Here is a 12020-nt window from a genome sequence, read left to right on the forward strand (position 1 = left end):
GGAAACATGAAAATTGGACGTCCCTGCGCCGTGGCGATACTCGCCTTGGCAGCCTTTGCGCCGATTGCGCATGCGGAGGATGATGCTCGCGCCATTCTCAAATCCATGTCGGATTACTTGACCAAACAGCAGACCTTCTCCGCAACCTTCAATACAGATATTGAAGTTGTGACACCTGATCTGCAGAAGATTCAGTTCGCGAGCTCAGGTCAGGTTGCCGTCAGTCGCCCGAACAAAGTACATGCAGCCCGCACCGGCGGGTTCGCCGACGTCGAAATGATTTTCGACGGTAAGCAGGTGACCATTCATTCGAAAGACGCCAAATCATTCGCCCAGATCGACGCTCCTGGGACGATCGATGAACTTATTGTAAAGCTTGAATCGGATGGGCACGCGTTGCCTGGTGCTGACCTGCTGTTGTCGAACGTCTACGATGCGCTCAATGCCGGCGTTGTCGATGCCAAGCATATCGGCACAGGCGTGATTGGTGGCGTGGAGTGTGAGCACCTGGCCTTTCGCAACGCGGATACGGACTGGCAGTTGTGGGTGCGCACGGGGGCGGAACCAATTCCCTGCAAATACGTGATCACCTCCAAGGCCGTGGCCGCCGCGCCGCAATATACGCTGATCATCAATTCCTGGAGCGGAGAGGTGAAGGATGATTTCTCATTCGCGCCGCCGAGCGACAGCAAGCGGGTGGATGCGAAGGCGATGCCCCACATCGATGACATTCCAGAAGGAGCCAGCGAATGACCAGCCGCAAAAAACTTATCGCTTGGGCAGGTATCACCACAATGCTCCTGGTGGGCGACGGTCTTACCGGCGGCGTTGGTTCATTTATTTCTGAAGCCCAGGCTCGCGTCGGCCGCCCGTTAACGCCAGTGAGCTACGCCGGAGTGGCGCGGCGGACGACGCGCCGGGCCGTTGCTGTGGGAGCTACAGCCGGCGCGGTCTATGCTTCGGGCTGCGTTCAGGTCGTCGATGCCTACGGGCGGGTCTATTATAGATGTCCGTGAAGGCCTGTGACGCTGATAGAACAGGAACTGCTCGCGCGCGAAGAGGCCATCAACCTTCATGCGGCTTGTCGCAACTTCCACGACAAGCTGAGCGGCCGGAAGCCGTCCGCAAGCTGCCGAAGACGCCCGAGCGGCAGAAGAACGACAAGAAGATCACGGTCAAGGCAGCCTGACGGTCAACCCTCCGCTACGCCGAGGGGGTGGCGTGCGGTGGGCGCGGAGAGAGGGAGGGGCGACCGCTCCCTCTTTTTCAGTTGATGCGGATGTGGTTCTCGACGGCGGTCACGCCTGGAACAGACCAGGCCGTCCGTTCGGCGACGCCGCGCTCGTGCCAGGCGCACACGCCGCCTTCGAGAACGACCTTGTCGTCCTGAACCTTCACCGAGATGCCGCCGGCGTCGACTTCGGCGCTCCGTTTCAGCGCTTCTTCAATCCGACGGCGGACGTCCGGCACCGTCGGGCACGGCCGTATCGTCAGCAGATTGAGGATGCCGACCACGCCACCGAGCTTCCTGACGGCATGCTCGGCGGCAGCTTTCTGGAACTGAACGTCAGGCGAGCGCCGAACATGTCTTTGACCTTCGTCAACGTGCGGTCGTCCGGGGTGCCTTAAAGTCCCTGACAACAGATAGGAGTTGTCATGGCCAATCCGATCCTTCACTTCTACGGTGCCGCGGGCTCGGTCACCGGATCATGTTTCCTTTTAGAGGCCGGTGGCACACGCATTTTGATCGACTGCGGAATATTTCAGGGATCGAAGTCAGAGAAGGAGCTCAACTACAAGCCCTTTCCGTTCGAGCCAGCGCGGATCGACGCGGTGCTGCTCACACACGCGCACATCGACCACTCCGGCCTGCTTCCGAAGCTCGCGAAGGCGGGATATGGCGGGCCAATCTTTGCAACAGCAGCAACGATCGACCTATGCACGATCATGCTGCAGGATTCGGGTCACATCCAGGAGTCGGAGGTCCGACAGCTCAATCGAAGGAATCGCAGACGGGCGCGAGAGACGGTGGAGCCCATCTATACTGCCGACGACGCCCGCAGCATGCTGCCGCAGTTCATTGCTGTCGAGTACGGCGAGTGGCGGGAGACTGTTGGCGGCGTAAGGTTCCGTTACTGGAATGCTGGACACCTGATGGGTTCCGCATCGATCGAAGTCGAGGTGCCCGGCGCGGACGGGGCGACAAGAATTTTGTTCTCCGGCGACGTCGGCGCGAGCAACAAATTGTTCGAAAATCTCCCTCGGGCGCCTTCCGGGATCGATTACCTCATCTGCGAAAGCACATACGGAGACCGAGAACGGGAAGAGTACGCACTGAACGATCGACGGGACCGGCTGCGCGAAGTGGTGGCGAGCTCGAGCAGCACCGGCGGAGTTCTTCTCATTCCCTCCTTCGCCGTAGAGAGGACGCAGGAGGTGCTGACCGATCTCGTCGCCCTCATGGACGAAGGAGAGGTGCCGCGGTGCCCCATCATGATAGACTCGCCGCTCGCGTCGCGAGCGACCGAGGCATTCAAGAAGCATGTGGCCGACCTCAGTCACGGCAAGGCGTTCCTTCGCGCGCTCAACGCGCCGAACGTCCGTTTCACCGAGACCGCCGAGCAGTCGAAGGCGCTCGATCTCGTCCGGGGCTTTCACATCGTCATCGCGGCAAGCGGAATGTGCGAGGCGGGGCGGATCCGCCACCGCCTGAAGAACTGGCTCTGGCGGCGGGAGTGCACCGTGTTGTTCGTCGGCTTCCAGGCGGCGGGGACGCTCGGCCGCATCCTGCAGGAGGGCGCGACCGACGTCCGCATCCAGGGCGAGGAGATTCACGTCGGTGCCAGGATGGCCACGCTCGACGCCTATAGCGGACATGCGGATGCAAGCGAACTGGATGCGTGGATTGCCGAGCGGGAACCGATCCGCAAGGCAATCTTCCTCGTCCATGGAGAGGAGAGCGCTCGTGAAGCGATGTCCGCTCGGCTCCCGAAGCCGGTTTCCGCAAAGGTCGTCTGCTCGTCGCTGGACGAAGCCTACGAGCTTTCACCGGCGGGTGCACGCCTCATCGAAGACAGGACGCACGCACGTCTCAAGTCGGTCGTGCCCGGCAGGCCTGATTGGAACAACGACTATCAGCGGTTCGTTCTGGACCTGTCCGATCGTCTGAAATCCGTCGCCGACGAGAAGGGCCGAGCGGTCGTGCTACGCAGGCTGCGACGCGCACTGGACCCGGACGATGTTCCGGCGGTCGAAGGGAGGAGAGACGCCAATGTTAATCATGGATCGTGACTGCAAGCGCGGCGGAGAACGCTTCGCCATACCGACCCAAGGAGAGGTGCAAGGCAAGCTTATCGTCCTGGAAGTGGTCGCTATAACCTGCCTGCGGGAGGTTCTCGCTTCCAAGAATGCCTTTGCGGTCGCCGCATTAAAGAAGAAGGTCCTGCGGGCCATGAAGGAGCAGTGCGCGCCGTTCGGTCTGTCGTCGGAAGACGAGACGTCCGTCCTCGAGTACGCATGCGAGTTCTTCGAAGAGGCAAGCAAGGAGGCAGCCAGGCAGGCTGCAACGAAGGTGGCTGCGAAGCCTGCTGGGACTGCACGCTCCAGAGTTTTGGGCCATGGATAGGGTTGCCGTCACTTTCAACGCCGGGTCCTCCAGTCTCAAGGTCGGCGTCTTCAGGCTGAAGGACGGTCGGGCGCTCCGGCTGGGTGGCGGCATTGCCACGCTCGGGGAGCAGCCGAGGTTCACCTTCCGATTTTCTGGCGGTGACGAGGCTGTCGAGCTTCCGTCCAGCAGAGCGATCGACGCGCGGCTGGTTTCGCAGGTCGTCGATTGCATCGTCCGCAGAGGGTTCGACCCCGTGGTGGCCGGCCATCGCATCGTCCACGGCGGACGGGTCTTCGATGGCCCCGTTCTGCTGGAGCCCGAGGTCGTCCTCAGAATGGAGGATCTGACGCATCTCGCGCCGGTGCACCTCCCTCCGGCGCTTGCGATCGTCCGCGCAGTGCGGAGCGCATATCCGGACATACCGCAGACGGCGTCCTTCGATACCGCGTTCCATTCGTCGCAGAGTAGTCTTGCCGCACGGCTCGCCATTCCAAGAGAGCTGCACGATGCCGGGATTCGCAGATACGGCTTCCACGGACTTTCCTATAAGTACGTCGCCGGCGAGCTTAGGAAACACGATCCAGACCTGGCCGCCGGCCGTATCATCTGTGCGCATCTTGGAAGCGGCGCGAGCCTTTGCGGAATGGTCGACGGCGTGAGCATAGACGCCAGCATGGGCTTCTCGCCGCTGGACGGAGTTCCGATGTCGACCCGGCCGGGCTCGCTCGATCCGGGCGCCGTCGTCCACCTTCTGCGCAATAAATTCCACGACGCGGATCGTCTCGAGGATTTCCTCTATCACCGTTGCGGGCTGTTCGGCGTCTCCGGGAAAAGCGGCGACGTCCGCGTCCTGCTGGAGGACTTCCATCCGGCATCCAGGGAAGCCCTCGACCTCTTCTGCTTCAGGATCGCCGGCGAGATCGGAAGGCTTGCCGTCTCTCTTGGCGGGGTCGACGCCATCGTCTTTACTGCCGGCATAGGCGAGCATCAGCCGGAGATACGGGGTGGCGTCGCCCACCATCTGGGTTGGCTGGGTCTCTCGTTGAGCGAGCCTGCTAACAAGATGAACGCGACCGTGATCAGCGCGAGGGAAAGCGAAATCGTCGCCCTCGTCATTCCGACCGACGAGGAACAGGTGATCGCCGACGAAGCGATCGAAGTTATCAGCCGCCACAAGCTTTGAGGATACAACATGTCTGAACGTAGAAGCCCACACCCCACCGAGCGCGAGCTCGATCTCATCGACCGCTACTGGCGGGCCGCCAACTATCTGTCCATCGGCCAGATCTACCTCATGGACAATCCGCTTCTGCGCGAGCCGCTTCGGCCGGAACATATCAAACCCCGGCTTCTCGGACATTGGGGAACGACGCCCGGCCTCAACTTCATCTACGCCCATCTCAACCGCGTCATCAAGGCTCGTGACGGGGATGTCCTTTATGTCTGCGGGCCTGGTCACGGCGGACCGGGAATGGTCGCGAACACCTACCTCGAAGGCACATATAGCGAGGTCTATCCGGACATCTCGCAGGACGCCGACGGCATGCGCAAGCTGTTCAGGCAGTTTTCCTTTCCCGGAGGGATACCCAGCCACGTCGCCCCGGAGACCCCCGGTTCGATCCACGAAGGCGGCGAACTCGGATATGCGCTGGTCCACGCCTTCGGCGCCGCGTTCGACAACCCGGGCCTTGTGGTAGCCTGCGTGGTCGGCGACGGCGAAGCGGAGACTGGCCCGCTTGCGGCTGCCTGGCATTCGACGAAGTTTCTCAATCCTGCCCGCGACGGCGCGGTGCTGCCGATCCTGCATCTCAATGGCTATAAGATCGCCAATCCGACGATCCTTTCGCGGACAAGCGATGAGGATCTCCGCAGCCTGTTCGTGGGATATGGATATGAGCCGATCTTCGTCGAGGGCCACGAGCCGGCGGACATGCACCGGCAGATGGCGGCCGCATTCGACCGGGCCTTCGACATCATCGAATCCCTGCAGGCGTCGGCGAGGAACGGGTCGCCAGCGGCCGGCGTGCCGCGGTGGCCGATGATCGTGCTTCGCAGCCCTAAGGGGTGGACCGGGCCGAAGGAGGTCGACGGCAAGAAAGTGGAGGGTTTCTGGCGCGCCCACCAGGTGCCTGTCGCAAACTGCAGGGGCGACGAGGCGCACCGACAGATTCTGGAGGAATGGATGCGGAGCTACCGCCCAGAGGACTTGTTTGACGCCGACGGCCGTCTCCGGCCGGAACTGCGGGCACTGGCGCCGAGTGGCGAGAAGCGTATGGGAGCGACGCCGTATGCAAACGGTGGACGGATGCGCCGGGAGCTGCAGCTACCAAACATTCGCGACCACGCGGTCGCGATCGACGTTCGTGGCGCTTCCCAGGTCCAGTCGACAGAGATTTTAGGACGGTATCTGCGGGACGTCATGCGGCTCAATGCCGAGGCCAAAAACTTCCGGATCTTCGGGCCGGACGAGACCGAGTCGAACCGGCTGGGTGCCGTCTTCGAGCAGACGGACCGTGTCTGGATGCAAGAGATCGAAGAGTACGACGTCCATCTTGGCAGAGACGGACGGGTCATGGAGGTTCTCAGCGAACATCTCTGCCAGGGCTGGCTGGAGGGATATCTCCTTACCGGCCGCCACGGCCTTTTCTCATGCTACGAGGCCTTCATCCACATCATCGACTCGATGTTCAACCAGCATGCCAAGTGGCTCAAGGTTTCGCGCGGATTGGATTGGCGGGAGCCGGTGTCGTCGCTGAACTACCTCCTGACGTCGCATGTCTGGCGACAGGACCACAACGGCTTCTCGCATCAGGACCCCGGCTTCGTCGATCTGGTCGCCAACAAGAAGGCAGACGTCGTCCGCATCTATCTACCGCCAGACGCCAACACGCTCCTGTGGGTCGGCGATCACTGCCTGAGGACTTACGACCGTATCAATGTGATCGTGGCGGGCAAGCAGCCGGAGTCCCAGTACCTTACGATCGACGAGGCCGTGAAGCATTGTGAAGAGGGCGTTGGCGTCTGGGAGTGGGCAAGCTTCGAGAAGGATTCGATCGCGCCTGACGTCGTGATGGCATGTGCGGGAGACGTGCCGACGATGGAGACGCTCGCGGCCGTGATGCTGCTGCACGAGGCGATACCCGACTTGAAAATCAGGACGGTGAACGTCGTCGACCTGCTTGCAATGCAGGACCCCCAGCAGCACCCCCATGGTCTCGACGACGCGCGGTTCGATGGTATCTTTACGAAGGACAGGCCGGTCATCTTCGCCTACCACGGCTATCCCTATCTCATCCACCGGTTGACGTACCGGCGCACCAATCACGGCAACATCCACGTGCGCGGGTTCGTGGAGGAGGGCACGACGACGACGCCGTTCGACATGACCGTCTTGAACGAGCTGGACAGGTATCATCTCGCTCTCGAGGCGATCGCGCGGGTGCCCGATCTCGCCGAAAAGGTCCCAGGCGTGATCGCAGACCTGCATGCAAAGCTCGACGAGCACCGGGCGTTCGTGAGGGAGCGTGGAGAAGACATGCCGGAAATCCAGAATTGGCGCTGGGCACGCTCCTCCTAGTCTAGCCTTCATCTCGGGTCGGAGCGTCCGGACAGCGACGTAGACGTCATCGTCGTCGGAGATCTGGACGCCTTCGATCTTGGCGAGGCCGTCGAGCGGGGCAGGGGACGTTCGGCAGGTCGGTCTCTACAACTTCATACACCGGAGGAATGGCGGGGTGTGGAAGACGACCGCGTCATCAACAGCGGCGAAAGGATAATGGTCATCGTGTCTTGATCCTTTCCGGCGGCCGGCTCGCACGCACCGCAAGCTATGAAGGGCCAACGTGCGTATGTGACGTGAACGTGCTAAGATCACAGTGCATAGACCACGGGAGGGGTAGATGCGCCGGGTTCTTCTGTCTCTGATCCTCTTCACGCAATCGGCGTCGATCGCGGCGTCGTCCGGACTTGCCTTTCATACTGCTTCGTTCGGCGGTAGCCGGTCCATCAGCCTCAGTCTGGCCGAGGGCGGGCCTGCCCGCGATCCGGCCTTCGACTTCGACGTCGTCATCACGCTCTCGGAATTCGACGGTGGCGGGTCGGTCCTCTATCGGGACGGAGGAAGGCACAAGGCGAGCGTGCGCTGCATTTCGCCAGCCTTGGTGCGGATCAATTCCGCCGACTATGCAATCGACGTGTCGGTGCCGCCGGGAGCGGACTGGAAGCACGACCTCTGGGCAGCGCTCTGCACCGCTCCGGTCTCCTGAGCGGTTGTTGTCGTCATAGTAATGTGTGATCGGCTTTCCATGGACGAGCAACGGGAGTTTCTCCATGGAGACTACATTGGAGGTTCTCACGACCAGGAAATCCGGTCGTGAGGTTCACCGGCACTGGCCGGACAAGGTCAAGGCGCAGATCGTTTCGGAGAGCCTTCGGCCAGGCGCGATGGTGAATGAAGTCGCCGAGCGGTACGGCTTGAAGCCGAACCACCTCTCCACCTGGCGGACGATGGCGCGGCAAGGCAAGCTGGTTCTGCCTGCACCCGTACGACCTGCCACGTCAGGGTCAGGATGGAATGACGGCGCTACTCGGGACCGAGAGGTGGCGGCTAGCGCCCGCCGTGGTCCGTCTTCAATCCGTTGAGACCGAAGCGGGAATTGATCGCAGGCGGTGGCGCTTCATCGCTCTGGTTGGCGAACTCCTCGATGATCGGGCAGTCGGGCCGATCGTCGCCATGGCAGTGCTTGACCAGGTGCTTGAGCGTTGCCGTCATGGCATGGATCGCAGCAGCCTTGCGTTCGAGTTCCTCAATGTGTTCGCGGGCGATGCTCTTCACGTCGGCGCTTGCCCTCGACCTGTCCCGCCAGAGGGCCAGCAGGGTCTTCATCTGTTCGACGGAGAAGCCGAGGTCTCGCGCCCTGCGTATGAACCGCAGGGTATGGACGTCGTTTTCGCCGTATGTGCGGTAGCTCGATTCCGTGCGATGCGCCGGCGTGATCAGTTTTATCTGCTCGTAGTAGCGGATCATCTTGGCCGACACGCCGCTGGCCTTTGCTGCCTCTCCGATGTTCATTCCATGCTCCTGTCGATATGGGGCGGCGCCGATGGCGACGCCGCAATTGCTTCAAGGTTCTATGCGGCGAAGGCGCAGGGCGTTACCGAGGACGAACACGCTGGACATTGCCATCGCGCCGGCGGCGAAGATTGGCGACAGCAGGGTGCCGCTGACCGGATAGAGAAGACCGGCCGCAACGGGCACGAGGCCGGCGTTATAGACGAACGCCCAGAACAGGTTCTGCTTGATGTTTCGGATGGTCGCGTGGCTCAGTCCGACGGCCCTGACGACGGCGGTGAGATCTCCGGACATCAGCACGACGTCGGCGCTCTCGATCGCGACGTCGGTGCCCGTGCCGACGGCAAGTCCCACGTCCGCCTCCGTGAGCGCCGGGGCGTCGTTGATGCCGTCACCGACGAAAGCGACCTTGCCACGCTCGCGCAGCCGTTTGACCGCCTCAACCTTGCCTTCCGGACGCACCTCCGCAATCACTCGGTCGATGCCGAGCTGGGTGGCGATCGCCTCTGCGGTACGACGGTTGTCTCCGGTGATCATCGCCACTTCGAGACCAAGGGCATGCAGGGATCTGATCGCTTCGGGCGTCGTTTCTTTGACGGGGTCCGACACGGCGACGATCGCAGCAAGACGGCCGTCCACGGCGACATAGAGCGGTGATCTGCCCTTGCTGGAGAGTCCCTCGGCGATCGAGGCGAATCCTTCCACGGAGACGCCCTCGCGGACCAGCGCCCGATCCGCGCCGACGAGCAGCGATCGACCTGCGACGGTGCCCTTCACGCCGTAGCCTGGAGACGCTTCGAAGTCCTTCACGGCGGCGAGCATCAGTCCCTCCGCCTCGGCAGCCTTGACGATTGCTTCGGCGATCGGATGCTCCGACAGCGCCTCGATGCTCGCCACCCAGGCGAGGACGTCCTCGCGCAGGTAGCCTTCCGAAACCTGGAAGTCGGTCAGCTCCGGCTTGCCCTTCGTTAGCGTTCCGGTCTTGTCCAGGGCGACGACTCTGGCCTCACGCAGGCTTTGCAGCGCCTCGCCCTTGCGGAACAGAATCCCGAGCTCGGCCGCGCGGCCGGTCCCGACCATGATCGACGTCGGCGTCGCGAGACCCATCGCGCACGGGCAGGCGATGATCAGGACGGCGACAGCGTTGACCAGCGCAAAGCTTAGCGCCGGAGACGGGCCGAGAATCATCCATGCCCCGAACGTCACCAGTGCGGCGAGGATGACGGCGGGGACGAACCAGCCTGTCACCCTGTCCACCAGAGCCTGGATCGGCAGCTTGGATCCTTGCGCGGCCTCGACCATCCGGACGATCTGGGCGAGCACGGTGTCGGCCCCGACCTTCGTCGCGCGGAACGTGAACGACCCCGTCTTGTTGATCGTGCCGCCGACCACGTCGCTTCCAACGGACTTGGAGACCGGAACCGGCTCGCCGGTGATCATGACCTCGTCGACGTAGGACGCCCCGGACACCACCGTGCCGTCCACCGGAACCTTCTCGCCAGGACGAATGCGGATCACGTCGCCGACCAGGACGTCTTCGATCCCGATCTCCAGGAACGTCCCGGAGCGCTCCACGAAGGCGGTCTTCGCCTTCAGGCCGAGCAGGCGCGTGATGGCCTGGCTCGTCTTTCCCTTCGCGCGGGCCTCGAGGTAGCGGCCGAGCAGTATCAGGGTCACGATGACGGCCGCGGCCTCGTAGTAGACGTTCACGGTTCCTGCGGGCAGGGCGGCGGGAAGAAATGTCGCGACCACGGAGTACGCCCATGCCGCCGAAGTTCCAAGCACGACGAGCGAGTTCATGTCGGGCGCCAGCCGCAGCAGATTGGGCACGCCCTTCCGGAAGAAGGCAAGACCAGGCCCGAACAGGACGGCGGTCGCCAGCGCGAACTGCAGGTAGAGGCTCTGCCGCATGCCGACGGTGTTCATGACGAACTCGTGGACACCCGGTATGACGTGGGAGCCCATTTCGATCAGGAACAGCGGCAGGGTGAGAATTGCGGAAATGCCGAGGCGGAGCGCCAGTGATCGAATCTCGGTGTCGCGGCGATCGTCGGCTGCGTCCTTTTCCGGCCGACTTCCGGATTTCGGCTCGTATCCGGCCGCGTGGACGGCGTCTTCCAATGCGCGCAGCGACACCGCACCTGCCGCGAAGCGAATCGTGGCCTTCTCGGTCGCCAGGTTGACGGATGCGTCGACCACACCAGGCACCGCTTTCAGAGCACGCTCGACGCGGGAGACGCACGAGGCGCAGGTCATGCCCTCGACAAACATCTCCAGCGTTTCGATCCTGGCCTCGTAGCCTGCGCCTTCGATGGCTTGGAGGACGGCGATCGCGTCCACGCTGTCCTTGAACGTCACGGCCGCACGCTCGGTCGCGAGGTTCACCGACGCGGTGTCGACGCTGGGGACGGCCTTGATCGCCCGTTCGACCCTGGCGACGCACGACGCGCACGACATGCCCTCGATTTCGAACTCGGTGGGAATTGGTATTGCGGTCGAGTTTTCAATCTTCGATACGGCAGTCATGGGTCGATCCCTTGTTGAACTGCACACATAGGTAATCCTTCCCATGATGGGAAGGTCAAGGGCTCGTGTTGACAAACAGCTTCACGGCTTGCTTGAGAAGCGAACGCGAGCGAGAATGCGACGTTGCTAATCTTCGGGCGATGGAGAGCGATGTGAGGCAGCGAGAGGATTTAGCGACCGCACCGGCTACCGTTGCGTTCATAGATATCGCGGGATTCAGCGCGATTGCGGACGTTTATGGAGACGCAGCCGCGCTTGACGTGCTTGAGGTATTCGAGAGCATGGTCCGCGACGCTCTCAGCGGCTATGAGCCGCCGATCAAATGGATTGGCGACGAGGCAATGCTATCGTTTCCTGAACCGGATACGGCGATCCAGGTACTCGGACCGCTGCTGCAGGCCTGCCGTAAGGAGCCGCGACTGCCGCTCACTCGGACCGGGCTGAACCACGGGCCGGTCGTCCGCAGAGCAGGCGATCTCTTTGGATCGACGGTCAATATTGCATCACGAATCGCCGCGCTCGCAGCACCCGGCCAGTTGCTCGCCACCCGGCCCGTTGCCGAGGCGGCCGTCGCCAGAGGCATCCTGGTGCGGGACCTCGGAACGGTGGCGCTTAGATCGGTAGCAGGGGAAGTCCCTCTCTATGAGATCGAGCTTGCTCCGTCTGCGGACCCCGCCTGGATCGATCCGGTGTGCAAGATGCATGCGCCGTACTCATCCTACAGGCGGGCCGCCCCCGAAGGGCCGTGGTTTTGCTCGCCGCAGTGTGAAGAAGCGTATCGACGGTCGCCTCAGACCTATGAGGTTCCGCGCTGAC

Annotated in this window: 12 protein-coding genes; 9 read left to right on the forward strand and 3 right to left on the reverse strand. The window is 62.6% G+C overall.

The features are described 5' to 3' along the window. Window positions 1–6: 6 nt before the first annotated feature. Window positions 7–753, forward strand: coding sequence for a DUF2092 domain-containing protein (locus tag RWJ89_RS26105; RefSeq protein ID WP_168283131.1), 747 nt, complete (start codon window positions 7–9; stop codon window positions 751–753). Then, a complete protein-coding gene (locus tag RWJ89_RS26110; protein ID WP_410056116.1) occupies window positions 750–1016 on the forward strand; it encodes a hypothetical protein in 267 nt (88 codons plus the stop codon). Before RWJ89_RS26105 ends, RWJ89_RS26110 begins: the two co-directional genes overlap by 4 nt. Before the next feature lie 250 nt (window positions 1017–1266). Here the strand turns inward: RWJ89_RS26110 and RWJ89_RS26115 are convergent, their stop codons facing one another. Next, a complete protein-coding gene (locus tag RWJ89_RS26115; RefSeq protein WP_312887281.1) occupies window positions 1267–1515 on the reverse strand; it encodes a BON domain-containing protein in 249 nt (82 codons plus the stop codon). 141 nt (window positions 1516–1656) lie between these two features. Here RWJ89_RS26115 and RWJ89_RS26120 point away from each other — a divergent pair, with 141 nt between their 5' ends. From RWJ89_RS26120 to RWJ89_RS26145, 6 genes are all read left to right on the forward strand, one after another. Further along, a complete protein-coding gene (locus RWJ89_RS26120) occupies window positions 1657–3291 on the forward strand; it encodes an MBL fold metallo-hydrolase (RefSeq protein WP_168283132.1) in 1635 nt (544 codons plus the stop codon). Further along, window positions 3272–3625 carry a hypothetical protein gene (locus RWJ89_RS26125; RefSeq protein ID WP_316031679.1) on the forward strand — a complete coding sequence of 118 codons (354 nt, stop codon included), beginning with the start codon at window positions 3272–3274 and terminating at the stop codon, window positions 3623–3625. Before RWJ89_RS26120 ends, RWJ89_RS26125 begins: the two co-directional genes overlap by 20 nt. Continuing rightward, on the forward strand, window positions 3618–4790 hold the full coding sequence (locus RWJ89_RS26130; RefSeq protein WP_316031680.1) for an acetate/propionate family kinase: 1173 nt from the start codon (window positions 3618–3620) through the stop codon (window positions 4788–4790). Before RWJ89_RS26125 ends, RWJ89_RS26130 begins: the two co-directional genes overlap by 8 nt. A 9-nt stretch (window positions 4791–4799) precedes the next feature. Then, window positions 4800–7184 (forward strand): phosphoketolase family protein, encoded by a 2385-nt coding sequence (locus RWJ89_RS26135; RefSeq protein WP_316031681.1) that lies wholly within the window; start codon window positions 4800–4802, stop codon window positions 7182–7184. Between the two features lie 322 nt (window positions 7185–7506). Next, a complete protein-coding gene (locus RWJ89_RS26140; protein WP_221999729.1) occupies window positions 7507–7872 on the forward strand; it encodes a hypothetical protein in 366 nt (121 codons plus the stop codon). A 64-nt stretch (window positions 7873–7936) separates the two neighbouring features. Then, entirely contained in the window at window positions 7937–8248 is a 312-nt protein-coding gene (locus RWJ89_RS26145; RefSeq protein ID WP_221999728.1) for a transposase, read from the forward strand. Here the strand turns inward: RWJ89_RS26145 and cueR are convergent. Together cueR and RWJ89_RS26155 are read right to left on the reverse strand one after the other, a co-directional pair. Next, window positions 8214–8678, reverse strand: a complete 465-nt coding sequence (cueR, locus tag RWJ89_RS26150) for a Cu(I)-responsive transcriptional regulator (protein WP_168328156.1) — start codon at window positions 8676–8678, stop codon at window positions 8214–8216. The two genes, RWJ89_RS26145 and cueR, sit on opposite strands and share 35 nt — an antisense overlap. A 51-nt stretch (window positions 8679–8729) precedes the next feature. Next, window positions 8730–11204 (reverse strand): heavy metal translocating P-type ATPase, encoded by a 2475-nt coding sequence (locus RWJ89_RS26155; RefSeq protein WP_316031682.1) that lies wholly within the window; start codon window positions 11202–11204, stop codon window positions 8730–8732. A gap of 65 nt (window positions 11205–11269) precedes the next feature. On the opposite strand from RWJ89_RS26155, the gene RWJ89_RS26160 reads away from it, so the two are divergent. Then, window positions 11270–12019, forward strand: coding sequence for an adenylate/guanylate cyclase domain-containing protein (locus RWJ89_RS26160; RefSeq protein ID WP_316031683.1), 750 nt, complete (start codon window positions 11270–11272; stop codon window positions 12017–12019). Window position 12020 lies beyond the last annotated feature (1 nt).

The organism is Rhizobium sp. 10PS4, assembly GCF_032464805.1.
In the GTDB taxonomy this organism is placed as follows: Bacteria; Pseudomonadota; Alphaproteobacteria; order Rhizobiales; family Rhizobiaceae; genus Rhizobium; species Rhizobium laguerreae.

Excerpts from the sequence above, each read along its gene's own strand:
- RWJ89_RS26105 (WP_168283131.1), top strand. The coding sequence starts at position 7 with ATGAAAATTGGACGTCCCTGCGCCGTGGCGATACTCGCCTTGGCAGCC.
- RWJ89_RS26110 (WP_410056116.1), top strand. The coding sequence starts at position 750 with ATGACCAGCCGCAAAAAACTTATCGCTTGGGCAGGTATCACCACAATG.
- RWJ89_RS26120 (WP_168283132.1), top strand. The coding sequence starts at position 1,657 with ATGGCCAATCCGATCCTTCACTTCTACGGTGCCGCGGGCTCGGTCACC.
- RWJ89_RS26125 (WP_316031679.1), top strand. The coding sequence starts at position 3,272 with ATGTTAATCATGGATCGTGACTGCAAGCGCGGCGGAGAACGCTTCGCC.
- RWJ89_RS26130 (WP_316031680.1), top strand. The coding sequence starts at position 3,618 with ATGGATAGGGTTGCCGTCACTTTCAACGCCGGGTCCTCCAGTCTCAAG.
- RWJ89_RS26135 (WP_316031681.1), top strand. The coding sequence starts at position 4,800 with ATGTCTGAACGTAGAAGCCCACACCCCACCGAGCGCGAGCTCGATCTC.
- RWJ89_RS26140 (WP_221999729.1), top strand. The coding sequence starts at position 7,507 with ATGCGCCGGGTTCTTCTGTCTCTGATCCTCTTCACGCAATCGGCGTCG.
- RWJ89_RS26145 (WP_221999728.1), top strand. The coding sequence starts at position 7,937 with ATGGAGACTACATTGGAGGTTCTCACGACCAGGAAATCCGGTCGTGAG.
- cueR (WP_168328156.1), bottom strand. The coding sequence starts at position 8,678 with ATGAACATCGGAGAGGCAGCAAAGGCCAGCGGCGTGTCGGCCAAGATG.
- RWJ89_RS26155 (WP_316031682.1), bottom strand. The coding sequence starts at position 11,204 with ATGACTGCCGTATCGAAGATTGAAAACTCGACCGCAATACCAATTCCC.